We start from the raw sequence: 24,090 nt of genomic DNA, 5'->3' as shown, positions 1-24,090 counted from the left end.
AGGCGACGGATTTATCAGGTCAGGGCGTTGGCGGCCGCGACCTCGCGGAACCAGCGCGCGCTGCGCTTCTCGCTGCGCTCGAGCGTGAGCGGATTCACCCGCAGGAAGCCGTAGCGCTTGCGGTACCCGTTGAGCCACGAGAAGTTGTCCATCAGCGACCACAGGTAGTAGCCGCGCACGTCCGCGCCCGCGGCGAGGGCGCGATGCACTTCCTCCAGATGCGCGCGGACGAAGTCGACGCGCTCCCCGTCTTCGAAGGCGCTCTCCGCGTCCTCCTCGCGCCGCCCGAGCCCGTTCTCCGTCACGTACAGCGGGGTCTCCGGGGCTTCGCGGCTCAGCCGCGTCAGCAGTTCGAAGAGGCCCGGGGGGTCGACGGCCCAGCCCCAGTCCGTGAAGCGGCCGCGCGGGTCCTTCACGAAGCGGAAGAAGCCTTCCAGGGAGAAGAGGCAGTCCTCCTCCGGCCGGCCCGAGACGTTGAGGTGGAAGCGCGAGGAGGGGGCGTCGGCGCTCGCGTGGTGGGAGGAGTAGTAGTTGACGCCCAGGAAGCCCGGGCGCGTCCGGCGCAGGAGCGCGGCCGTCTCCTCGAGCCCCGCGGGCAGGAGTCCCCGGCGCGCGTAGAGCTCCGCGACGTCGGCGGGGAAGCTCCCGCGCAGGACCGCGTCGGAGTACCAGCGGTTGAGCATCCCGTCGGCCAGGCGCGCGGCGGCCAGGTCCGCGGAGGAATCCGTGGCGGGACGGATCGGCGAGAGGTTCAGCACGACGCCGACGCGTCCGTCCCGCAGTTCCTGGCGCCCGGCCTCCGCGGCGAGGGCGTGGCCGCGCAGGAGTCCCTGCGCCGCGCGCAGCGCGGCGGCGAGGTCGCGGCGGCCGGGCGGGTGCAGGCCCGTGACGTAGCCGTTGAGCACGCACCAGGACGGCTCGTTGAGCGTGGCCCAGAGGCGGACGCGGTCGCCGTAGCGCCGGAAGCAGGCGTGGGCGTAGTCGGCGAAGCGGAGGGGGACGTCGGGGGACTCCCAGCCGCCGCGCTCCCCGAGCTCCAGGGGCAGGTCCCAATGGTAGAGCGTGACGTTGGGCTCGATCCCCGCCTTCAGGAGGGCGTCGAAGAGGCGGTCGTAGAAGGCCGCGCCGGGCTCGTTGAGGCGGCTCCCTCCACCCGGGAAGAGGCGCGGCCAGGCGATGGAGAGGCGGTAGCCGTTATGGCCGAGCTCGGCGATATGACGGACGTCCTCGGCCCAGCGAGCGTAGTGTCCGCAGGCGGGTTCGGGCGTCGCGCCCCCGAAGACGCGCTCGGGATGCTCCCGGCAGAAGGCGTCCCAGACGGAGGGGCCGCGGCCCTCCTCGGCCGTCGCGCCCTCGATCTGAAGGGCGGAGGTCGCCGCGCCCCAGACGAACCCTTTCGGGAAGCGCAGGGGCGCGGACACCCTAGAAGCGGACGTCGGAGCGGATCTGGGTCGTGCGCACCGGGAGCCCCGTCGTGTCGAAGGTCTCCTTGAAGACGGCGGTCAGACGCATCTTCTCGTTGACCATGTAGTTGAGCTCGGCGCTCATGAGGGTGTTCGGGTTGCGGGTCATCCCGAGGTCCCGGAACTTGTCGACGCCGCGCCGCTCGTAGAGGGCCGCGAGCGAGAACTTCCCGAGCAGCAGCGAGGGGTCGGTGCGCAGTTCGGCCTTCACGCGCGGGTAGATTCCCAGCGGGTCGTTGTTGAGACTCTCGTAGGAGCCGCCGATCCGGACCTTGTTGAGGATGTTCGCGTAGAGCTCGGCCAGCGGGCCCGCGCGGCGGGGCTGAGAGGTCCCGGGGATGCGCGCCGCCTTGTAAGTGCCCGAGGTCGAGCGGTCCACCTCGTAGTAGCCGTCGAAGTAGTTCGGCATGAAGTTGTTGTCCACCGAGCGCATCTCGCCGCGGTAGTCGAGGAAGAAGAGCTTGCCGCCGACGCCGGCCGCGAAGCCCTTCCCGTTGTCCTTGCTGCCGGCGGCGGTGTAGACCTTGCCCAGGCGCATGATCGCGGCGTCGCCGTAGGCCTTGGCCGAGAAGACCTCGTTCTGGAAGAGCGGGAGGTCCGCGTCCGCCCCGTAGACCGCGACCTGGTCGTCGCGGGTGCCCTTGTTCGCGTCGGGGTTGCGGTCGGTGACGCCGGTGAGGCCGAAGGCGAGGTCCTTGAAGAGCGGGAGCTCCGTGCCGTGCAGCGGGCGCACGTAGACGCGTCCGCCCATGAGAGTGGCGCGCTGGACGTCGGAGACCATGGACTCGGCGCCGGCCCAGCCGAGGTCGACGTCGAACTGGGCGCCGGTCTTGCGGACGTCCGGGTAGAGGAGGCGGTTGGAGTAGCCGCCCATGATGAGGCCGTGTCCCAGCGTGACGTTGGAGAGGCCTCCGACGCGCGCGTAGAGGGGGTCGCCCTTCTGGCCCCAGCGCGCGTACCAGATCTTCGAGACGAGGTCGCTGGCCTTGTTCCAGTCCTGCCGGCGCGCGTTCCCGTTGGAGTCGAAGTAGGCGTAGAGGTCGAGGCCGATCCCGAGCTTCCAGACGCCGACCTCGGGCTGCAGGGCGATCGTGTTGTAGAGCTTGGTCTTGCCGGTGTCCGGGTCGGTGATGCTCGCGGCGCCGATGTCTCCTCCGAGCTTGAAGGTCCAGGGAAGGTCCTTGGAATCGGAGGGGATCGAAGGGAGCGGCTCCCCGATGGGGGCGGCGGCGAGGCCCTCGGCGCGGGCGGCTCCGGCGAAGAGGACGGCGCCGAGCAGGATTCCGTAAAGGGAAGGGCGGCGGGCGATGTTCATGTGATCCTCCGGATGGAGGATGGAAACATAAAAGGAGGGGGCAATCCAGACGTCAGCGGTGGCCGATGATGCGGAAGGTCTTCAGGAAGCGGTGGAACTCGAGGCGCCAGTCGTTGTACTGCTCCTCGTCGACGGTGAGCTTCACGACGAAGTAGTCGTCGCCGGCGGGGAGGAAGGCGTAGAAGTGGTGGAGCATCACGGGCTCCGAGGGCAGGCCCTCCTGGGGCATGCGCCGGCGCTCGCGGATCTCGAAGACCTTCGCCGCGCGCTCGGAGATGCGCCAGGCCTGCATGGGCATGGACTCGCGCGTGCAGGGCGCCTCGCAGGCGCGCTCGCGCTTGAGCGCGTCCATGATGGGGATATAGCCGGGGGTGTCCTTCTGCACGAAGTGCACCTGGTAGGCCGGGCGCAATCGGGCGCCCGCGGGGCCTATGAGGCGCACGGAGATCCCGCGCACCGAGCGCTCCTCGAGCGCCGACCAGCCGGAGGCGGGCAGGTCGCAGGCGAAGCTCCCGCTGGGGGGCATGTAGGAGAGGAAGCCTTCCTCGACCGCGAAGGCGCGGGCGGCGGAGCAGAGCAGGAGGACGGCGAGCATGATTCTCATTACTTCAGCTCCTCACGCGCGAGCCGCTCGGTGTCCAGCCAGGCCTCGCGCGCGGCCGGGTCGTTGATGACGAGCTCGCGGATCCCGGGCTCCGTCTTCGCCGGGGCGGGGATCTTCGCGCGCGCCTGCTCGGCGCGCGCGGACTCGATGAGGCCCGAGGCCTCCAGGAGTTCGACGGCGGCTCGCTCGTCGGGGGCGCCGGAGAGGAAGAAGAGGTCCGCCGAGTCCTCGGGGCGGGCGATCCACTCGGCGAAAGCGAGGGCGCTCTCGCGGTCGAGGGCGGGCGTGCGCCCCTGCACGCGCGTCAGGGTCTGCCAGAAGCGCCAGCGGGCCGAAGCGGAGCGGAGCCGGACATGGGGCCCCTCGGGCCAGCCGCGCAGGAGCGCGTCGGCGTCCATCAGGGAGGCGAGGAGCTCTCCGGCGAGCTGCTCCTTCGAGAAGACGAGGCGCCAGGAGCCGTCGCGGTAGGCGCGCAGCCGGCCTTCCTCGTCCTCGACCTCGCGCTCCGCCCCGTTCTCGCGTCCGAAGGCCTCGAGGGGGGGGCGGCGCAGGCCGCGCTCCGCGTACCAGCCGACGGCGTCCGGGAGGAGGACGCTGCGCTTGTTGAAGAGCTTCTTCCAGCGCAGAAGGACGGGGCCGTCGCTGAGCGCGATGCGGCCGTGCCCGGGGCGGAGCAGGTCCTTGTCGCGCTCGAAGAGGATGGAGCGCTCCCGGGCGCCCGCCTGCACGGAGTCCAGCGCGATCGAGGGGATGAGGTCCTTGACGATGCCGAGCGCGATGCGGCGTTCCGGCTCCTTGGCGTTCTCGGCGAGGAGCTCGAGGAGGCCCTTCACCTCGCGCGAGTACGGCGCGCCGGCGAGGAAGCGCTTGAACTCCTCGGGGGAGAACGAGGACGCTTCGCGATAGACGGGGACGGCCTCGGCGGCCGCGGCGGCGACGGGGTGAGGGGCCGGGACGGGCGTCGCGGGGGGAGCCGCGGCGACGACGGGCTGAGGTGCGGGGACCGGGACCGGCGTCGGGATGGGCGCGGGGGGAGCCGCGGCGGCGACGGGCTGAGGCGCGGGGACCGGGACCGGCGTCGGGATGGGCGCGGGGGGAGCTGCGGCGACGACGGGGGCAGGCGCGGGAATCGGGAGCGTCGCCTGGACGGGCGCGGGCGCGGCGGCGACGGCGGCAGGGGTCGGGAGGGGGGCCGTGACCGGCGCCTTCGCCCAGGGAGCGGGCAGCGGCTTCTCTTCCGATGCCCAGGGAGCGGGGAGCGGCTTCTCTTCGACGGGTGCGGGCTTCGCGGCCGCGCTCGGAGCCGCCGGGGCGGGGACCTTCGCGACGGCCGGAGGCGCGAACGCGGCGGGGAAAGGGAGGGAGCTCATCGTCGCCGAGGGAGCGGGCTCCTCGGGAAGGAGGAGGGGCGGCCCCGACCTCTTCGTGACCCGGAGCGGAGCGGCCGCGGGGGCCTTCGCCGCGGCGGTGGAGTCCTCGGCCTCGTACGTCCTCGGCGCGCGCGGGACCGGCGCGGGGCCCACCGGCATCTCGATGTTCATCGCCTCGAGTTCCTGCACGGAGAAGTAGGGCTTGAGGTCCTTGCGCGTCGGATTGGGGAGGATCCCCCAGTACATCTTCGCGATGACGCGCAGGGCCTCGCGGTCCTCCTGCGGAAGGTCGTTCTGGAAGCCGTTGCGCGTGAAGATCATGTCGATCTGGAGCAGGGCCTGCAGGCGGCGCCGGCTGCGAAGGTCCTCGAGCACGAAGGAGAGGTCCTCTCGGCCGATCGGGACCGTGGAAGAGGCGGCGAACACGCGGTCCTTCTCGAAGCGGTAGCCGCTCTGCGTCAGGAGCAGGGCGTCCCGCGTCTCGAGGGGGTGCGTGGAAAGGTCGTAGGGCGGGTCTTCGGCCGGCTCGAAGGACCGCAGGGCCGCGATCGGAGTGGTCTGCGCCCGAAGGGGCGCGGCGAGAAGGAGGAGCGCGAAAGGGAGGGCGTGGAACATCGGCTCTATTATAGTGAATTAAAAATATTTCACCTTCATTACACTTTCCGGGATTGCTATCCTCAGACTCTCATGCGCGTCAACCGCGTCATCTTCCCGGGCTTCCAGGTCGGGGAACAGGACCCCGCCGAGGCCGAACGCCTCGTCGAGGCCGGGGTCGGCGGCTTCTGCCTCTACGGCGGGAAGGCCTCCGAGGTCGCCGCGCTCACGCGCCGCCTGCAGGCGCGCTCGGGCGGGGGCCTGCTCTTCTGCGCCGACTACGAGGACGGAGCGGCCTCCCACGTCCGGGGGGCGACCGCTCTGCCCCCGAACATGGCGCTCGGCGCCTCGGGCGACGCGGCGCTCTCGCGGCTCAAGGGCCGGGTCACGGCGCTCGAGGCCCGCGCGCTCGGCGTGGCCTGGGTGCTCGCTCCGGACGTGGACCTCTGCGTGGAGCCCGCCAACCCCATCGTCAACGTCCGCTCCTTCGGCGAGGACCCCGTCGAGGTCTCCCGGCTCGCCTCCGCCTATCTCGAGGGCCTGCGCGAGGGCGGCGCGCTCGGCTGCCTCAAGCACTTCCCCGGGCACGGACGCACCGTCGGCGACTCGCATCTCGAGCTCCCGCTCGTGCCCGCCGGACCGGCGGCCCTGCGGCGCGACCTCGCCCCGTACGCGCGGCTCGGCCCGCGCGCGGACGCCGTGATGCTCGCCCATCTGCGGGTCCGCGGGCTCGACGCGGGCCTGCCCGCCTCGCTCTCTCCTCGCGCCAACGGGGTCCTCCGCCGGCTCGGCTTCCGCGGGCTCGTCGTCACCGACGCCCTCGACATGCGGGCGATCTCGCGGCGCTTCGACGAGACCGAGGCGGCCCGGCTCGCGCTGCTCGCCGGCGCCCACGTCCTCCTCGTCCCGAAGGACCCGCGCGCGCTCGCCCGCTCCCTGCCGCGGCTCGTCGAGTCCGACCCGAGGCTGCGGGCCGCCGCGGACCGCGCGCTCGCGCGCCTGGAGTCCTTCGCCGCCCGCGTCCCGGCGCGCCGGCCCGCCGACTGGCGCCGCGTCGTCGGCTGCCCGGCGCACCGCCGCGCCGCCGAGCGCATCGCCCGCGCCGCGATGGTCCGTCTCGGCCCGAGGGCCCCGGCCCCGCGCGCGCTGCGCTACCTCGAGGCCGAGGAGGGTCCCGCCCGGGGCCGCTTCTTCCTCGACGAGCTCCGCCGCCTCGGCGTACGCGCGCGTCCCTTCCGCGGCCCCGGCCCCGAGCCGCTCGCCGCGGCGGTCTTCCTGCGGCCGCGCGCCTACAGCGGGCGCATCCGCCTCGAGGGACGCGCGCTCGCGCGCCTGCGCGGTGCGCTCGCGCGGGAGCGGGGCGCGGTCCTGCTGAGCTTCGGCAGCCCCTTCGTCTTCGACGAGCTCCCGCGCTGGAGCGTCGGCCTCTGCGCCTTCACCGGCATCGAGGCCGCGCAGCGCGCCGCCGCGCGCGTCCTCGCCGGCCGCGCTCCCGCCCCCGGGAGGATGCCGGTCCGCTTGAACCGTCTCGGGAGACGACCATGAACGAGAGTTATCTGCCGACGGGGACCGTCCTGACCTGGCCCGACTACGCGCTCGTCGCGCTCTGCGTCGGGGTGATGTGCTTCATCGGCTGGCGCACCGGCCGCGGCAGCCGCACCACCTCCGACTTCTTCCTCGGCGGGCGGCGCATCCCCTGGTGGGCGGCGATGCTCTCCTTCGTGGCCACCGAGATCAGCGCGATGACGATCATCGGCATCCCCGCGACCTCCTTCCGCGAGAACTGGAACTACGCGCAGTTCTTCTTCGGCTCGACCGCGGCGCGGCTGACGATCGCCTTCCTCTTCATCCCGGCCTTCTACCGCTACGAGTGCACGACGATCTACGAATACCTGCGCCACCGCTTCGGCGCGGGCACCCAGTACGCCGCCTCCGCGTTCTTCTTCGTCTCACGCCTCTTCGGCTCGGGGGTGCGGTTGATGGCCGCGTCGATGGCGGTCTCCGTCCTCCTCGGCTGGCACCTCGTCCCTTCGCTCGCCTGCTTCACCCTCGTCGGCATCGCCTACATCGGCTTCGGCGGCATGCTCTCGGTGGTCTGGACCGGGGTCTTCCAGGCGCTCGTCTTCGTCGTCTCGGGGGTCGCCACGCTGGTCTTCATCTGCCACTCCGTGCAGGGCGGCCTGCCGACGGTCCTCTCCGTCGCGGAGGCCGGCGGGCGCCTGAACTTCTTCCACTGGGGGCCCTCTCCGAGCGAGGCGGGCTTCCTCGTGAAGTTCTTCTCGGACCCCAACATCCTCTGGATCGCGATCCTCAACGGCTTCTTCGGCTCCATGGCGGCCTTCGGCACCGACCAGGAGATGACGCAGCGCCTGCTCGCCGTCGAGACCCGGCGCGACAGCCAGCGCACGATGATCTACACCATCCTCGCCTCCTTCGGCGTGCTCTCGCTCTACCTCGCCGTGGGCACGGCGCTCTACGCGTTCTACCAGGTCCACCCCGAGCAGGCCCTGCCCAAGGAGCTCGACAAGGTCTACCCGCACTTCGCGGTGCAGGCGATGCCCGCGTTCCTGCGGGGCGGCCTCCTCGCGGCGGTCGTCATGGCCTCCATCGACTCCCCGCTGGCCAGCCTGAGCACGTCCTTCGTCACCGACATCTACCGGCCGCTGCTCCGCAGGGACGCCGACGACCGCCACTACCTCTTCGTCTCGCGGGTCTGCGTGGGCGTCTTCGGGCTGCTCCTCGCCCTCATCGCCTACGCCTTCAGCTCCTACGACAAGATGCTCTGGCTGGCCTTCAAGATCGGGGGGGTGACCTACGGCTCGCTGCTCGGGGTGTTCCTCTTCGGCCTGCTCACGCGCAAGCGCTCGAACCGGGCCAACATCGTCGCGATGCTGACCATGTCGGGCATCAACCTGACCCTGCTCATCCTCTCCGAGAAGAAGATCCTGCCGCTCGGCTGGAGCTGGCTCATCATCATCGGGACGCTCGGGACGATGGGGCTCGCCCGGCTGCTCTCCCCCGTGCTCGACGGGGGCGGAGACCTGCCGCCTGAAGTGAAGGGCGCTTCCGACGCCTAGGTCGCTCCCCGAATCCCGTTCAATAAGTCTGTCGCCCCCCTCTCGAGGGGGGGAAAGGAAAGACCTTATCGCTGGCGTTATAATTCCTCTATCCAGTGCCGCGCGGCTTTCCCGTTCTCATACCAGACGGTGCCCATGAAGGGGCGCTCGCGCAGGACGAGCGGCAGGAACCAGCCCTTAGGTCCCAGAGCGGCATGGGACTAATATCTACCTCTATAGGTCTTCACGACCCATGCTTCCCGCTCCCCGCGGGGCTACAATCCGGGGGAGATGGAGAACGACCTGCGCGCGGAGATCCCTTCCGTCCGGCCTCGTCCGGCCCGGCGCTCTCTCTTCCCCTTCACGGCCCTGCTCCTGCAGGGCTTCTTCGTCTGCGGCGCGCGCGCCCAGACGGTCTCGCAGGCGCCGGTGACGGCGTCCCCTGCCGCGACGCCCGCGGGGGTCGCGGTCTCCGTCCAGCCGGCCGTCGGCCTGAACGCCCCGCTCTCTCCCGTCCTGCCGCTCGCGCTCGGAACGCTGCCGTCGCTCGCGCCGACCGTGCGGACGGCGCCGACTCCCGCCGCGCAGGCCGCGCTCGTCCTGCCGAACGCGCAGGTTCCGACCGCGCAGCCCGCGGGTGCCGCGGTACGGACGGTTCCGGCCGCCGTCGCGTTCGTCCAGGTTCCCGGAGTCCCGTCCTCTCCCTCGTCCGTCCCCCCCGCGTCCGCGGAGCGCTCCGGCGCTGAGGAGGGCGTCCTCCCGACCCTGCGTTCGTTCGGCCGGCGCCTCTCCGGCACGGAGAGCGTCGGGAAGGGCGGCGAGCTGCGCCGGTTCTTCGACGGCCGCCGTTCCGCCTCCGGGGAAGCGGACGCCGCCGTTGCGGTGGCCCCGTATTCCCCGCGCCGCTCTCTCCTCTCGCGCTTCGCCGACGCCCTCGGCTTCTCCGGCGACGGCCAGGACAGTCGCCCCGCCGACGAGTACGCGAAGCTCAAGGAGCTCAAGGCGGTCCTCGGCGACGGCACCGCGCCGAAGGGCCGGACGATCGAGCCCTTCGGCTTCCGCAAGCCCGACGGCGCCGTGGCGAAGGCGCGCGGCGCGGGGCTCGAAGGGTTCTTCTACAGCAAGCTCGAGAACGAGCGCTCCTTCGGCGCGGGCTTCTCGGCCGGCCAGGTCGAGAACTATTTCAACTACCTCGACGCCCTGCTCTCCCCGGCGGCCTGGACCGCGCCGCTGCGCCGCGAGCTCGCCGACCTGCGCGGCGCCGGGCTCACCCCCGCCGAGACCAACCGACGCTTGAACGAGGTCCTCACCCGCGCGCTCAAGGAGCTGCGCGCCGACCTGCACCTCCTCGACCGCGCCGCCTGGGGCCGCTCGGCGGGCATCTACATGATCCTCGCCCGGGCTTACAACCGCCTGAAGCCCGGGAAGAACTTCTTCGAGTCCATCGACGACGCGGAGTTCGCCCGCATCCGCGCCGAGACGCACGGCGACGTCGTCTGGCTGCTCGACATCTTCGAGATCGGGAAGATCCGGCGCTGGGGCACGGGCGGCGGCTCGCCTTACGCGCTCACGGGCTACCGGGTCAAGCCCGAGCTCGGCGGCGACGCGGCCCTGCGCGACTTCGTGCGGCGCGCGCACGCCGCGGGCCTCAAGGTGATGACGGACTTCATCCCCAACCACACCTCCATCGACAGCGAGCTCGTCGCCCAGCGCCCCGAGGCGACGCTGCACATCGTCCCTCCCCAGGACCTGAGCGACCAGGAGATCCAGGCCGCCATCCCGAGCAAGCCCTACGGCGACCGCTCCCCGCTCTTCTACCTCGTCGAGACCGACAACTATCCCGAGAACGGCAGGCGCGTCCACAAGAAGATCCTCGTCCACCATCCCCGCACCGACTACGCCGACGGCATGTGGGTGGACATGGTGCAGATCGACTACTCGCGGCCCGAGGCGCGGGCGTGGGAGATCGAGCAGGCGCACCGGCTCTTCGAGGACTTCGGCATCGACGCCGTCCGGCGCGACATGGCGTACTATCAGGCCAACGCGCGCTTCTTCCCCCAGTGGACGGAATACCTCGAGGCGGAGCGCAACTGGCCGCTCGCCCCGTGGGCGAAGGCCGAGATGGACCGGCTCTTCACCGAGTTCGGAGCGCGCGCGAAGGCGATCGGGGCGACCGAGTTCTGGCAGGACTTCACCGACGACGTGAAGAGCCGCACGCCCGCCGCCTTCGCCATCGACGAGGTCTATTCCTTCGCGACCGACATCAGCCGCTCCGGCTCCGACGGCATCTACAACAAGGCCGATCAGGACCTCTCGCTCGGCCAGAACGGGCTTTACGACGCCATGGTCAGCCGCGACGCCGAGCGCATCCGCGCCGCGCTGCGCAACGCCGTCTTCCGCGCCTGGCAGAAGGGCGGCGCCGCGATGGTGAACTTCCTCGGCACCCACGACGGCGGGGAGGGGAACCCCTTCGACAAGTTCGGCCGGGTCGTGCGCGCGGCCGCGGCCACCGCGCTCATGTTCCGCCCCGTGCTCATCTACAACGGCGTCGAGCAGGGCGTCGGCCAGGCGCGCAACCTCCTCGCCGACCTCTCGAAGTCGGTGGACCGCGAGAAGTCCATCCCCTTCGACATCCCCGTCTCCCTCAACTGGAAGGAGTACGACGCGCAGAACGGCGGCTTCGTGCGCGCGATGCTCGAGCAGTCGGCCCGGTACCGCGAGCTCTTCGAGAAGGGAGCCGCCGAGGTGCTCGAGCCGGCCGGCGGCACGCCCATCGTCGCCTGGACCGTCGGCCGCTACGACGAGGCGGACGGCCGGCAGAAGGCCGTGCTCGTCGCGGCCAACTTCTCCGAGGGACAGGCCTGGGGCCGCTTCCGCCTGCGCAAGCCGGTGCTGAAGGCCTTCGGCGCCTTCGAGCCGCGCGGCGACCGGACCTACGTCCTGCGCGACAGGGTGGACCTCTCCGCCGACGGGACGCCGAAGACCTATGTGCGCACGGGCGCGGAGCTCCTGCGCGAGGGCCTCTCCGTAGGACTCGAGGGCGGGCGCGCCCACGTCCTCGAGATCGAGGAGGTCTCCGACGACGCGACCCTGCCCGCCGCCCGGCAGAAGGCCGGGGCCTTCGCCGTCCTGTCCCAGAGGGCCGGCGCCGAGGACCCCGCGCCGGCGCCGAAGCGCTTCGGGAAGGCCTTCTGGCTGCTCCTCGCGACGCTCCTCCCGTTCGGGTGGGTCGCGCTGGGGTTCTTTTACGCGGGTCGGGCCCTCGCGCTGCAGCTCGGTTGGCGTGCGGGTTCCTGAAAAAGGGTAGAATCCTCCCGCGATGCCCTCCCCGGACCATCCTCGCGCCCGCGTCCTCCTTCCGCTCCTCCTCATCCTCCTGATCCCTCTCTGCTCCTGCCGCAGCCGAAGCGAGGACGCCGCCGCCGCGCGCACCATCGTGCTCTGGGAGCAGGAGGACGCCTTCGTCGCCCCGTTCCTCGACGGACTCTTCGCGGAGTTCCGCAAGCTCCCCGGCAACGAGGACGTCCGCGTCGTGCGCACCCACTTCCATACGGAGGACCAGCGCCAGCAGTTCCAGACCGCCTCCATCGCGGGCACGCCGCCCGACCTCCTGCTGAGCCCTTCCGACCCGGCCGGCATCTACTGCATCGCGGGCTTCATCCATCCGACCGACGCCCTCTTCGACATGCGCCGCTTCAACAAACCGGTCGTCGAGGCCATCACCCTCGACGGGAAGACCTGGGGGGTGCCGATGTCCAACGGCAACCACCTCATGCTCTTCTACAATCGGAGCTTCGTCCCCGAGGCGCCGAAGAGCATGAGCGAGCTCTACGACCTCTGCGGCAGGATCCAGCAGAAGGGCGCCGGGAGCGCGGATGCGCGCACGGTGCAGCACTGCCTCGCCTTCTTCCTCAACGAGCCCTTCTGGCTCGCGCCCTGGCTCGGCGCCTTCGGGGGCTGGCCCATCGACGGCCGCACCCCCACCCTCGACACGCCGGCCATGCGCCGGACCCTCGCCTTCATCCTCGACCTCAAGGACAAGCGGAAGATCGTCCCGCAGGAGTGCGACTACAACTGCATGGACGCGCTCTTCAAGGAGCGCAAGGCCGCCATGATCATCAACGGCGACTGGGCGCTCTCCACCTATGAGACGCAGCTCGGCAAGGACTTCGGCGCCGCCCGCATCCCGAGAGTGGACGAGACCGGGCGCTGGCCGAGCCCGATGGTGAGCGGCAAGTATTTCATGCTGAGCTCCAAGCTCGAAGGCGAGAAGCTCGAGCTCGTGCGGCGCTTCGTCGAGTTCATGGTCAGCGAGAAGAGCCAGATCGCCCAGGTGAAGGCCCTCAAGCGCCTGCCCGCCTTGAGCCGGGCCGCGCACGCGAAAGTCATCATGGACAATCCCGTGCTGCGCGCCTCGATGGACCAGCTCCTCGTCGGCAAGCCGATGCCCATGGCCACCGAGATGCGCGCGGTCTGGGACGCGATGCGCCCGGTCTACGGCCGCACCGTCTCGGGCCAGATCGCGCCCGACGCCGCGGCGGCGCTGATGCAGAAGGAGGCGGCGGCCAAGATCGCCGAGATGAACGAATGAGCGCCATCCTCGCCGCCTCGGTGCTCCAGGTCCTCCATTTCACCCTCGTCATCTTCGCGGCGGTGGCCGTGCTCGAGGCCTATCTCTGGGTCCACTTCCATCGCTGGGACCGCGCCTGGTTCCTCCCCGCCGTGCTCGTCGCCGTGCCGGCGCTCGTCGTCCTGGGGTCCCTGCCTTTGACCGCCGGCGCTCCCGGCGCGGTCGTCCGCGTCGGGCTCTGGGCCTTCGCCCTCGAGGCGGCCCTGGCCGCGCTCTTCAAGTTCGTCGTGCGCGGGCGCTGGGCGCTGCCCTACATGCTGCTCGCCCCCGGCGTGCTCGGCCTCGCCATCCTCATCATCTATCCGCTCGGCTTCGAGGTCTGGCTCGCCTTCCACGACCTCAAGCTCACGACCATCCTGCACTGGAGCCGCACCGGCGAGCTGCCCTTCGTCGGGCTCAAGCACTTCGGGAAGGTCTTCACCTCCTCGCCGCTCTCGGAGGTCACCTTCTGGCGCCTGCTGCTGCGCACCTTCGGCTGGACCTTCGTGAACGTGTTCTTTCACGTCGTCGGCGGCTTCGCGCTGGCCCTGCTCCTCAACCGCAAGCTGCGCCTCAAGGGCCTCTACCGCACCTTGCTCGTCGTCCCCTGGGCGATGCCGCAGGTCGTGGCCGTGCTCGCCATGCGCGGCGAGTTCCACTCCCAGTACGGCTTCATCAACGTGCTCATCGGCCGTCTCCTCGCGGTCTTCCCGTGGCTCTCCTCTCTCGGCGTCGCGCCGGTGCAGTGGCTGACCCTGCACCCCTTCCTGACCTGCGCCATCATCAACGTCTGGCTCGGCATCCCCTTCATGATGGTCGTCATCCTGGGCGGACTGCAGAGCATCTCCCAGCACTACTACGACGCGGCCGCCATCGACGGCGCCTCGGCCTTCCAGCAGTTCCGCATGATCACCCTGCCGCTCATCAAGCCGGTGCTCGCGCCGGCGGTGACGCTGGGCACGGTCTGGACCTTCAACAACATCAACGTCATCTACCTCGTGACCGGGCAGGCGGGGGGGACGGAGGACGCCGACATCCTCGTCTCGGCCCTGTACAAGGCGGCCTTCACCTACTACCGCTACAGCTACAGCGCCGCCTTCGCCATCGTCATCTTCCTCATCCTCTTCGCCTTCTCGATGGCCTGGCTGAAGGCGACCAAGGGCACGGAGTCGGTCTATGAGCGTGATTGATTTCATGGGAGCACCCTGATATGGGGCTCAAGAAGCACGCCGCGGGCCGCCCGACGGGCGGGCCGCTGACCGCCGTCCTCATCCACGCCGGGCTGCTGCTCGCCTCCTTCCTCTGCGTCTATCCGCTGCTGCGCATCTTCTCGGTCTCCCTGCGCCCGGGAGACCGCATCGTCTCGACCGAGCTCGCCCTCATCCCCACGGGCGCGAGCTTCGCCTCCTACGCGAAGGTGCTCCACGAGACGAACTTCCTCCTCTGGCTGTGGAACTCGCTGATCATCACCTGCACGACCGCGCTGCTCGGCGTCTCGCTGGCCGCGCTCGCCGGCTACGCGTTCTCGCGCTTCAGCTTCCCCGGCCGGCGCACGGGCCTGACGATGCTGCTCGGCAACGAGATGATCCCGGCCTCGATGCTCCTCTTGCCGCTCTTCCTCATGATCATGCGCCTGGGGCTCGTGAACACCTATCTCGGGATGATCATCGCCTACTCGGTGACCTCGCTGCCCTTCAGCATCTGGATCCTCAAGGGCTACTACGACACCATCCCGCGCTCGCTCGAGGAGGCCGCGCTCGTCGACGGCACGACGCGCTTCGGCGCCTTCCTGCGCGTCATCCTGCCCCTCTCGACGCCCGCGCTGGCCATCGCCTTCCTCTTCAACTTCACCCAGGCTTGGAACGAGTACCTGGTCGCGCGGGTCGTGCTCACCGACGCGAACCGCTACACCTGGACGCTGGGCCTCTTCGAGCTGCAGGGTCAGTACCTGACGCAGTGGGGCATGTTCGCCGCCGCCTCCATCCTCGTCACCATCCCCGTGCTCGGCGTCTTCCTCTATTCCTCGAAATGGCTGATCTCGGGCCTGACTTTGGGCGGCGTGAAAGGATGAGGCACCCCTAATGGCAACCGTCACTCTTCGAAACATCTCCAAGCGCTACAAGGACGTCGAGGTGCTCCACGACGTCAGCCTCGACGTCGCCGAGCGCGAGTTCATGGTCCTCGTCGGGCCCTCCGGCTGCGGCAAGAGCACCCTGCTGCGCATGGTCGCGGGCCTCGAGGAGATCACCGAGGGCGAGATCGCCATCGGCGAGCAGGTCGTCAACGAGCTGCCGCCGCGCGACCGCGAGATCGCGATGGTCTTCCAGGACTACGCGCTCTACCCGCACATGACCGTCGAGGAGAACATGAACTTCGGGCTGCGCCTGCGGCGCATGCCGAAGCCCGAGGTCGAGGCGCGCGTGAAGGAGGCGGCCGCCATCCTGCAGATCGGGCCGCTGCTCGCGCGCACGCCGCGCCAGCTCTCCGGCGGACAGCGCCAGCGCGTGGCCATCGGGCGCGCCATCGTGCGCAAGCCCAAGGTCTTCCTCTTCGACGAGCCGCTGAGCAACCTCGACGCGAAGCTGCGCGAGGAGATGCGCATCGAGATCGCGAAGCTCCACCAGCGCCTGAACTCGACGATCCTCTACGTCACGCACGACCAGGTCGAGGCCATGACGCTCGCCACCCGCATCGCCATCCTCAACGGCGGGCGCATCCAGCAGGTGGGCACGCCCGAGGAGGTCTTCTGCCGTCCCGCGAACCTCTTCGTCGCGGGCTTCATCGGCAGCCCCACGATGAACTTCGTCGACGGCCAGCTCCTCGAGGGCCCCGAGGGCCCGCGCTTCCGCAACGCGGTCATGGACGTGCCGGCGCCCCGGCTCCTGGACGCCGGGAAGGCCCTCTCCGAGCCCCGGGCCGTGGTGCTCGGCCTGCGTCCCGACGACCTGCAGGTCTCCTTCTCGGGCGGCGCGGACGCGACCGCCGCCGGCGTCGAGGTCGTCGAACTGCTCGGCCACCGCCGCAACCTCTACCTCAAGGTCGGCGAGAGCCGCCTCCTCGCCACCGTCGACGCCTCCTTCGACCCCGAGCCCGGCCAGCAGGTCCACCTGCGCTTCACCCCCGCCCGCGCGCACCTCTTCGACAAGGCGAGCAAGGAGCGCATCCCCACCGAGTCCCGCGAAGACGGCCGCTGAGCCGCAGACGCAGACGGCGCAGAGCCGCAGCGGACGGCGCCGGGCCGCACATTCAGAGTGCCTACGATAATTCCCGCAGGCCTGGGAGGCCCGAGTCTGAGACGAGGTCGAGGCGCGACGAGCGCGCATAGCTTGAGCTATGTAAGCGAGGAGCAACGAAGAGCTCGGCCGGAATCGGGCCTCCCGAAGGGCGGGCGGCTTTCGACCGTCGGCGGCGTTGCTCGTCGCTCAGATAGCGCACGCTATCCTCGCTCCTCGCGCCTTGCCGGCAATCGAAATCCATCCCGCTCAGGCCTGCGGGAATTATCGTAGGCACTCTCTCTGACGCAGAGGTGTGGCTTGTTCGCGCCGAGGAACACTACGCTGGCGTATGCCTGCTTTTCTGCCTATTCCTGCGCCCGCGGGAATGTCGGTCTTCCGCTATCCACCAATTCCCTTAAGTTGACCTCAGGCACTGAATGCCGAGCGAGGAATATGATGATGAAATCAAAATCTCTGTATCTTATTTGTATTGCCTTTTACTTCTTTCTGATTAACATTGCGACGATACGGGCACAACAACTGTCTGTAAGTGCCACGCAGAAGTCAGACTTGCTCCCAACTGCATGGTCGCCCGTTTGGAAAATTGGAGATTCGTGGGTCATGCAAGGATATCTATCCTCGACGGGAGATGATTGGGGCGGTCCTGCAACATGGAAATACACCGTCGCAAAAACCACAAGCATTAACGGGAAACAGTATGTAGTGATTGAGAAAACGCGCGAAGATGATTTCGCAGAAAGTAAGTTGGAGATGTACTACGAACAACCCAGTTTGCGTCTATCAAAATCCATTTATTACGACTATTACGAAGGGAAGTTTAAAGAGACGTCAGTTAAAGAATTCTACAACGCGCTCTATGACAAGGATTATCCTCTAGATGATCACGATTCCCCAAGTCCAGTTTTCCCGCTTAGGCTTGAAAAGGATGGCGGCGAATTAACGCAGGCATTCCGGTTCCCGCGGCATAGTTATGTGGAAGAGTACTCGCAAAGCGTGAAGCCGTTTAGTGGGAAGGAGTGCCGAGCTTTCATTAGTGCGAGTCTCCCCCAGCATTCTGGTAAAGAAGTACGCCTAGAGAGTCGGAAAAAAATGGTCCCCAGGCAGCGCGAATAGAACGCATTGAAAATGTCACGGCGTATTTTAAGGGGAAATCTACGTTGTTATCTGCTTTGCATGGCCCATGTTACTACGTCGAATTGCAGCACAAAGATTCAAATTCGAGAATTATCCGCCAAATATGGACACCGGAGTTTCCGTGGCCGCTCTATTACGATTTTGATCGAAACCATTATTCTCGATTTTTTTGCAAGAAGTTAATCGTAGTAAATAGACAATCCCATGATTGTCACTATCCCGATGAGACGTCGTTTCCCAATCGCTTCGATTCTGCTTTGTGTATTGGTACTGACCCCTATTACCGCAATGCCTTTTACTGAGTCTGCGGAGTCAATGCACCCATGGCCTTGGACTGGTTGGTGGTGGCCCATGGATGACAGCGGAAACCCAAACTTATTTGACACCGGTGGCCCGATGCAGAAATATGATTGGTTTGCGGGGCTGTCTCATACAGAGGGTGCTTGGAATTGGGAGATTAACCATCATAACGTGACGACTGCGGGGCGAGGACATTGCGATGGATGGTCTAAGGCTTCAATTTTAGAGCCCGAGCCTAGTTCCGGGAGTGATTTGGGGGGGATTGCATTTCGAATAGGTGATTAACCCCGGTGCCTGTCACTGAACTAATGGAACTAAACCGGGTGGGCGGACCATCCGACATACGGCCGAGCAGGAACGGCCGATGAAGCAGGCGATGGCTCCGGGCCCGAAGCCGCAGGCGTAGGCTTCAATCGCGAATTCCTTTCTAGCCGCCGCGACCTCCCTGCTGCGGCATGGCCCGCGCAGAACGTCCTCCCCGAGCCCTCTCCTACGCTCGATACGAGCGGCTAATGCAGCCAGATCCAGTACCTCCTTCCCTTTAGTAGGGGTCTGATGGGGAATCTCGGGCAAGTCCTCGGTGAGTAAGGGGGGAGGGCAGTCCAGGCCCTCTGATACGAAGTCCGCGTAGAACTTCCGTGCCATTCGAGGGTCATTGCCGAACATCGAGAGGGGGAAGGCGGAGTCTACGAAGGGTTCCGCTCTCATCCCCAGGTAGTGTGCGTGACTCGACCAGAGCCACTGCTCGGGACGGGAGCAGAGCTCCGCCCTCACGGGGTTGAGATGGATATAGCGGAGAAGCTCTTTGAGGTAGATGTCGTCGCAGCATAGGGGGGCCTTGTAGCGGCTCTCGAACACATGCCCTGTACGCTTGCAGCGGATGTTAAAGAAGCGCGCGTAGCGCCCGAGGATCCGCTTCATAATGATGCGTAGCGGTTGCTTGGCGACGCGGATGAGAAGGTGCAGGTGGTTCGGCATGAGGCAATATCCGAAGAGCTCGAAGGGGGATCGGTTCTTCTCGGCTGCGAGCAGGAGTAGGAACATCTGGTAGTCCGAGTCTTCCAGGAAGATGTTCTGCCGCGCATTGCCGCGGGAGAAGACGTGATAGACCGCCCCGGGAAAATGGATGCGTCGAGGTCTGCCCATGCCCAGACTACGCGCGGCAGGGTGATTTAGTTCCATTAGTTCAGTGACAGGCACCGTTGTGAGAGAACTGTTAGTTCCATTAGGAGAGTGACAGGCACCGGGGAAGGGCTCGTCGGGGCTCGACGGGGGATTGGGGGGTTATGTTTTTGATGTTTGAATGAATGACTTGCGCGAATTCGCTTGACAGAAATTTGCGGGTGAGTTATAAACTACAGCGCAGGGTCGCAATGATCGGACGGAAGTGACTGCGGTTACAATGCGGTCGAGGGTCGTGAAGTAGAAGTGGACGGCGCGAATCCGCAGCGGACGGCGCCGGGCAGCACATCTTACTGACGCAGAGGTGTGGCTTGTTCGCGCCGAGGAACACGACACTGGGTCGTTTCTGCTTTTTTGCCTATTCCTGCATCCTCAGGAGTATCGGCAGCTTCTCCCTCCTCCTTCTTCTCTCCGCTGCCTTGCCGCGAGATCTGCGCGCGGTCTGCAGCGTAGACGTCCTGCATGCCGTAGCCAACGGACGGATACTCGGCGATTCCCCCGTCCCGCCCATCGGCCCTTCCGTGCAGGGTGGGCTCTTCATCACCAATGTGCCGCCGTCGGGACTGCCGCCGGGTACGCAGACGTATATCGACGGAGGCATCTCGGCTTCCGCCGGTTCGTGCGTGGTCGGCATGCTCAACTTCAGCAGCGCGTATTGGAGATGCGACTACAGCGCGCTCCCGACGGGCCCGCATACGAACTCGATCGGCGTATCCCTGGCGAGCTACGACGCGAGCAACAACAGCAAGGTCGAGGATTGCAGCGCAGGGAATCTGACGGAGTCGTTCTACGTCGACCGCGATGTTCCCATAGTCACTGTCCAGCATCCCCTTGCCCTGACGAATACGGTCGTCTCGGCGAGCGACACCTTTCATGGGTCCGCGGACGACGGGATCATGCTCTGTACCATCGGTAGCAGCATGACCTGGACCGACTCGGAAGGCCAGGTCCATCTTCTGCCCCCCATGACACCCAACACGAATCCGGCCTTGGTCTCGGATATCATCTACCATCCCGGCTTCGCAACGACGCAATGGGACGTGCCGCTGAAGAATCTCTGGGGATCGACGATAACGATCCATGCTTTCGCGTCCGACTGCGCCGGGCACATGTCGAACGACGAGGCCCGGACCTTCTACGTCGACGGCAAGCCGCCGCTCATCTCGTTCACCACCATGTCGAGCGTCGAGGTCAACGGGGTCTTCCGGCCAATCGTGGGATCCTCGACCGACGACTACGGCATCCAGAAGGTCGAGCTCAGCATCTTCGACACGAAAGAGCACAAGTACTGGAACGGGGCGGATTTCGTCGATGCCGAGACGAAGATCGCGCTGCCGGGCATCGCGGGGAAGGAAGCCGACTGGAGCTACACCATCTCCGGGGCGACTGTCCCCAAGGACGGTGGGGAATGGATCGTTCGCGTCGAGGCGACCGATCTGGTGGGGAACGTCAATGCCGCGGTCGGGCATATGATTTTCCTGAAGCAACAGACGCTCTCGAACCTCAAGAGCATCGAGGGAGACCCCCGCTGTACGGGCGGGGTCAACCTCGCTGAAGGTGAGCTCAACCAGTACTCCGTGATGCTCTGGCTCGCGGAGGGCTCACCCGCCCTGCGCATGTCGGCCAGCCACAACAGCCAGGGCGCCCAGGACTCGCGCTGGGGTTACGGCTGGGTGACCGAGCACGACCAGACGCTGTACGCGAACCCCGGGGGCTCGGTGACCTGGGCGGACGGGACGGGCGGGCGGCTGGTCTATTTCGTTTCAGGCCAGGGCACGGGCGGTCTGCCGCTCTACGTGCGCCCCATCAATACCTACACGAGCCTGCTTGCGCAGCAGATGGACTCCGACGGCATGCCCAGCCGCTTCCTCCTGAGCGAGAAGGACGGGACGAGCATCCGCTTCGACCGCCTCGGCGTCCAGAACATCTTCCTGCCGGCACTGCTGACCGACCGCAACGGCAGCACGCTGAACTACGAGCGCGACGCCAACGGCCGTCTGCTCAAACTCACCGACATCCACGGCCGCTACCTCACCTTCAGCTACGGGACCAACGGACGGATCTCCGTCGTCCGGGACTCGACCGGACGCTCGACGAGCTATACCTACGACGCCCAGGGCAACCGCGTCAGCGAGACGGACCCCAACGGCGACATGACCGGCTACGCCTATGACTCCGCGCATCGCCTGACCCAGGTGACCTTCCCGAGCGGCGGCAAGCGCACATACACCTATGACGTGGAGGGTCGGGTCCTCAGCCAGTCGGACGACGGGGGGGAACACCTCCAGACCTACGCCTATCACGCCTCCAGCACGGTGCTCACCGACGCCCTCGGCCGCCAGACCGTCTATGAGTGGAAGTCGCGCGGGGGACTCAAGCAGCCCGTGCGCATCGAGGATCCCGCCGGCGGGGTCAGCGCCTTCGGCTACGACCCCAACATGAACGCCGTCCTGCAGAACGACGCGCGCAACAACCCGACTCACTACGAGTTCGACGGCAACGGCAACGTGACGAAGGCCTACGACGTCTTGAATCACTCGGTGCAGCTCACCTATGAAACGGCCTTCAACCAGCCGCGCACGATCAAGGACGCGCGTGAGCATACCACGACGCTGAACTACGACCCCACGAACGGGAACCTGAGCGAGGTCGTCGACGCGCTCGGGAACGCGACGCAGATGGTCTATGACGCGCAGGGCCATACGAAGCAGATTAACAACGCGGCGCATGGGAGCACGCTCTTCGACTATAACAGCAACGGGGCGCTCATAAGCGTCACCGACTCGCTCCAGCGCACGACGCAGCTGCAGCGAGACGAGCTCTCCCGCCTGGTCGCGAATGTAGACCCCGCGGGCAAGCGCACCGAGTTCTCCTATGACGCGATGGGCAACCTTACGGAGGTCAAGGATGCCTTAAACGGCCTCACCCGCTACGCCTACGACCCCGGCCGCGAGGCGCGCCTGCTCAAGACCGTCACCGACGCCAAGAACCATGCGACCGGGTTCGGGTACGACGCGGCGGGGCGGCTGAACACCGTCACCAACGCCCTCGGCCAGTCCAAGAGCTTCAGCTACGACAAGCAGGGCAATCTTAAGACGGTCTTCGACGCCAAGGAACAGACCATCTCCTTCGAGTACGACCCGCTCGATCGGCTCATCAGCAAGACCCTGCCCGGGACTCCGGCGCTGAGCTATGAGTACGACGCCGTGGGGAACCTCAAGAGAGTCTCGCACCCCAACGGCAGCGTCGTGGCGATGACCTACGACCCGGCCAATCGCGTGAGCGAGACGGTCCAGACCCTGCCCGGGGGGCACACCGTCCTGCTGGGCTACGACTACGATGCGAACGGCAACCGCATCCTGATGGCCTCTCCGTGGCTGACCCTGAATTACACCTACGACGAGCTCGACCGGCTGAAGACGATCACCGATCAACTTAATCGGCAGACCCTCTTCGACTATGACGCCCTCGGCCGCCGCACGCACATGACCCTGCCCAACGGCACCCGGACGGATTATGCGTACGACGCGGCGGGACAACTGCTCTCGGTGACGCACCTCAGGGTGAGCGACAACAGCGTGCTCGCGAGCGTCACCTATACCTATGATGCGGCCGGCAACCGGAACACCATGACCGACGCCGCCGGAGAGCACGTCTTCACCTACGACAACCTCCACCGGCTGACAGGGGCGAATCACCCCGCCGCGAGCAACCTTGCGACCAAGGCCGAGACCTTCGCCTACGACGCGGTGGGTAACCGGACGGCCGACGCCGTGCGCACGGGCTACCAGTACGATGCCGCCAACCGAATCACTCAGGACAGCGAGTATGAGTACGCGCATGACGACAACGGCAACCTGACGGGGGCGACGGGGAAGCTCTCGCATCAGACGACGACCTATGCCTACGACGCCGAGAACCAGCTCACGCAGGTGACGCTGCCCGACGGGACGGTCTGGAACTACAAGTACGACGGCCTGGGTCGGAGAATCGAGAAGTCCAGCGGCACCCTGGCGAGCCAGATCGTCCGCTACGTCTACGATAACGAGGATATCCTGGCGATGCTGGACGGCGACAATCAGTTCCTGGCCGTGTTCCTGCACGGCCCCGGCATCGACGAGCCGCTCGGGATCGCGAAGGCCGACGGCTCGCAGTACCTCATGCATGCCGACGGCTTGGGCTCCATCATCGCGCACAGCGACATCAACGGTAACCTCGTCGAGCGCGTCGAGTACGAGGCCTACGGCAAGCCGGTGTTCATCGATCTGCGCGGCACGCCGACGACTTCGGGCCAGTCGTTTACGGGGAGTCTGTATGCATTCACGGCAAGGGAGTGGGATGAGGAACGGGGGCAGTATGACTTTCGGTATCGACAGGGATATGATCCGCGTATTGGGCGATTTGGTCAGGAAGACCCGATAGGGCTCGCAAATGGGAATATGAACCTGTATGTACATGCGAGGCGGGGCAATTTATACGAGTACGTCTCAAATTCTCCAGGGAACTACACCGATCCATTAGGTCTTATGCCGCTAGACTTGCCTCCTGGGTGGGGAGATATTCGTAATCGGTATCCGGTAATACTTTTCTATGGACCCAAACAGGCCAATCCTTGTGGCCCAGGAGGAGAAGGCCCAGAATTTTTACAGACTCATGGGGGGAAAGATTTCCGTCAGTGTTGTGGGGGCCATGATCCGTGTTATCTAGATGGGGATCCAGGAGGCCGGACAAGACAAAGCTGTGATGATGAGTTTTATAGGTGCATGCAAAATACAGCTGGAATGAATCGCGTTGCTCAGTCGTGGGCGACGCTCTATTATCGGAGTGTGCGCATGGGAGGTCGATTCTATTACAACTATGGTTACGTAAAGCCAGTGTGTCGAGAAAGCAGTCCGTACTCTATCCAATGAACAGTTGCGGAAGTGTGAGAATTGGGAAGGTATTTTAATGAATCCGACTCCGATGCAATCGATTGCCGAAAGATTCACTTGGTATGTTCTGCTCCCTGTAATTGCATTTTGGATTCCCGCTACATGCATATTACTTGCGCTCTCTCCGCTCATAACTCTGGTTGCGTCCATTGGGAAAGGGAAATCTTTTTTTCAGCAGCTTGAGCGTGTCCTTCGATGGGAGACCATCGCATTTCCTCTTGCTGTTATTTTGTGGATAGAGATACAGCACTTGGGTTTAGATTTGCCTCTAATTTTCTACATCGCGGTGTGTGGGT

At 66.5% G+C, this 24,090-nt stretch carries 14 protein-coding genes; 9 read left to right on the top strand and 5 right to left on the bottom strand.

The annotated features are described in order from the left end of the window. Nucleotides 1–14 precede the first annotated feature (14 nt). Genes WC969_07020 through WC969_07005 form a run of 4 tightly spaced genes read right to left on the bottom strand, consistent with a single transcriptional unit; the run spans nucleotide 15 to nucleotide 5,367 of the window. Nucleotides 15–1,421, bottom strand: a complete 1,407-nt coding sequence (locus tag WC969_07020; GenBank protein MFA6029586.1) for a family 1 glycosylhydrolase — start codon at nucleotides 1,419–1,421, stop codon at nucleotides 15–17. Nucleotide 1,422: 1 nt separating this feature from the next. Beyond that, nucleotides 1,423–2,778: a hypothetical protein gene (locus tag WC969_07015; protein ID MFA6029585.1), complete on the bottom strand. Its 1,356-nt coding sequence runs from the start codon at nucleotides 2,776–2,778 to the stop codon at nucleotides 1,423–1,425. A 52-nt stretch (nucleotides 2,779–2,830) separates the two neighbouring features. Continuing rightward, complete coding sequence (locus WC969_07010; GenBank protein MFA6029584.1) at nucleotides 2,831–3,382, bottom strand: hypothetical protein; 552 nt, start codon at nucleotides 3,380–3,382, stop codon at nucleotides 2,831–2,833. After that, nucleotides 3,382–5,367 carry a hypothetical protein gene (locus tag WC969_07005; GenBank protein ID MFA6029583.1) on the bottom strand — a complete coding sequence of 662 codons (1,986 nt, stop codon included), beginning with the start codon at nucleotides 5,365–5,367 and terminating at the stop codon, nucleotides 3,382–3,384. The genes WC969_07010 and WC969_07005 overlap by 1 nt, the downstream gene beginning before the upstream one ends. Before the next feature lie 72 nt (nucleotides 5,368–5,439). Between WC969_07005 and WC969_07000 the strand changes: the two genes are divergently transcribed. The 8 genes from WC969_07000 to WC969_06965 all read left to right on the top strand — a co-directional run bounded on the left by WC969_07000 (nucleotide 5,440) and on the right by WC969_06965 (nucleotide 17,360). Next, the gene (locus WC969_07000) at nucleotides 5,440–6,891 is read left to right on the top strand and encodes a glycoside hydrolase family 3 N-terminal domain-containing protein (protein ID MFA6029582.1); all 1,452 of its coding nucleotides are present in this window, start codon (nucleotides 5,440–5,442) and stop codon (nucleotides 6,889–6,891) included. After that, on the top strand, nucleotides 6,888–8,423 hold the full coding sequence (locus WC969_06995) for a sodium/solute symporter (protein ID MFA6029581.1): 1,536 nt from the start codon (nucleotides 6,888–6,890) through the stop codon (nucleotides 8,421–8,423). Before WC969_07000 ends, WC969_06995 begins: the two co-directional genes overlap by 4 nt. A 270-nt stretch (nucleotides 8,424–8,693) precedes the next feature. Next, nucleotides 8,694–11,699, top strand: a complete 3,006-nt coding sequence (locus WC969_06990; GenBank protein ID MFA6029580.1) for an alpha-amylase family glycosyl hydrolase — start codon at nucleotides 8,694–8,696, stop codon at nucleotides 11,697–11,699. Nucleotides 11,700–11,721: 22 nt separating this feature from the next. After that, entirely contained in the window at nucleotides 11,722–12,993 is a 1,272-nt protein-coding gene (locus tag WC969_06985) for an extracellular solute-binding protein (protein MFA6029579.1), read from the top strand. Then, on the top strand, nucleotides 12,990–14,201 hold the full coding sequence (locus WC969_06980) for a sugar ABC transporter permease (protein MFA6029578.1): 1,212 nt from the start codon (nucleotides 12,990–12,992) through the stop codon (nucleotides 14,199–14,201). Before WC969_06985 ends, WC969_06980 begins: the two co-directional genes overlap by 4 nt. Before the next feature lie 20 nt (nucleotides 14,202–14,221). Beyond that, on the top strand, nucleotides 14,222–15,082 hold the full coding sequence (locus tag WC969_06975) for a carbohydrate ABC transporter permease (GenBank protein MFA6029577.1): 861 nt from the start codon (nucleotides 14,222–14,224) through the stop codon (nucleotides 15,080–15,082). A 10-nt stretch (nucleotides 15,083–15,092) separates the two neighbouring features. After that, on the top strand, nucleotides 15,093–16,205 hold the full coding sequence (ugpC, locus tag WC969_06970; protein MFA6029576.1) for a sn-glycerol-3-phosphate ABC transporter ATP-binding protein UgpC: 1,113 nt from the start codon (nucleotides 15,093–15,095) through the stop codon (nucleotides 16,203–16,205). A 477-nt stretch (nucleotides 16,206–16,682) separates the two neighbouring features. Further along, a complete protein-coding gene (locus tag WC969_06965) occupies nucleotides 16,683–17,360 on the top strand; it encodes a hypothetical protein (protein ID MFA6029575.1) in 678 nt (225 codons plus the stop codon). A gap of 618 nt (nucleotides 17,361–17,978) precedes the next feature. Here the strand turns inward: WC969_06965 and WC969_06960 are convergent. Further along, on the bottom strand, nucleotides 17,979–18,827 hold the full coding sequence (locus WC969_06960; GenBank protein MFA6029574.1) for a transposase: 849 nt from the start codon (nucleotides 18,825–18,827) through the stop codon (nucleotides 17,979–17,981). 347 nt (nucleotides 18,828–19,174) lie between these two features. Between WC969_06960 and WC969_06955 the strand changes: the two genes are divergently transcribed. After that, the gene (locus WC969_06955) at nucleotides 19,175–23,773 is read left to right on the top strand and encodes an RHS repeat-associated core domain-containing protein (GenBank protein MFA6029573.1); all 4,599 of its coding nucleotides are present in this window, start codon (nucleotides 19,175–19,177) and stop codon (nucleotides 23,771–23,773) included. Nucleotides 23,774–24,090: the final 317 nt, after the last annotated feature.

This window comes from Elusimicrobiota bacterium (genome assembly GCA_041660925.1).
GTDB lineage: Bacteria > Elusimicrobiota > Elusimicrobia > UBA1565 > UBA1565 > JBAZUV01.
The sequence above is the reverse complement of the archived record's forward strand: the minus strand, read 5'-3'. Positions and strand labels throughout refer to the sequence as shown.

What these genes read in the sequence shown, in the direction of transcription:
- ugpC (MFA6029576.1), top strand. Translation starts at nt 15,093, where the DNA reads ATGGCAACCGTCACTCTTCGAAACATCTCCAAGCGCTACAAGGACGTC.
- WC969_06995 (MFA6029581.1), top strand. Translation starts at nt 6,888, where the DNA reads ATGAACGAGAGTTATCTGCCGACGGGGACCGTCCTGACCTGGCCCGAC.
- WC969_06985 (MFA6029579.1), top strand. Translation starts at nt 11,722, where the DNA reads ATGCCCTCCCCGGACCATCCTCGCGCCCGCGTCCTCCTTCCGCTCCTC.
- WC969_06980 (MFA6029578.1), top strand. Translation starts at nt 12,990, where the DNA reads ATGAGCGCCATCCTCGCCGCCTCGGTGCTCCAGGTCCTCCATTTCACC.
- WC969_06975 (MFA6029577.1), top strand. Translation starts at nt 14,222, where the DNA reads ATGGGGCTCAAGAAGCACGCCGCGGGCCGCCCGACGGGCGGGCCGCTG.
- WC969_06990 (MFA6029580.1), top strand. Translation starts at nt 8,694, where the DNA reads ATGGAGAACGACCTGCGCGCGGAGATCCCTTCCGTCCGGCCTCGTCCG.
- WC969_07010 (MFA6029584.1), bottom strand. Translation starts at nt 3,382, where the DNA reads ATGAGAATCATGCTCGCCGTCCTCCTGCTCTGCTCCGCCGCCCGCGCC.
- WC969_06965 (MFA6029575.1), top strand. Translation starts at nt 16,683, where the DNA reads ATGATGAAATCAAAATCTCTGTATCTTATTTGTATTGCCTTTTACTTC.
- WC969_07000 (MFA6029582.1), top strand. Translation starts at nt 5,440, where the DNA reads ATGCGCGTCAACCGCGTCATCTTCCCGGGCTTCCAGGTCGGGGAACAG.
- WC969_06960 (MFA6029574.1), bottom strand. Translation starts at nt 18,827, where the DNA reads ATGGGCAGACCTCGACGCATCCATTTTCCCGGGGCGGTCTATCACGTC.
- WC969_07005 (MFA6029583.1), bottom strand. Translation starts at nt 5,367, where the DNA reads ATGTTCCACGCCCTCCCTTTCGCGCTCCTCCTTCTCGCCGCGCCCCTT.
- WC969_07015 (MFA6029585.1), bottom strand. Translation starts at nt 2,778, where the DNA reads ATGAACATCGCCCGCCGCCCTTCCCTTTACGGAATCCTGCTCGGCGCC.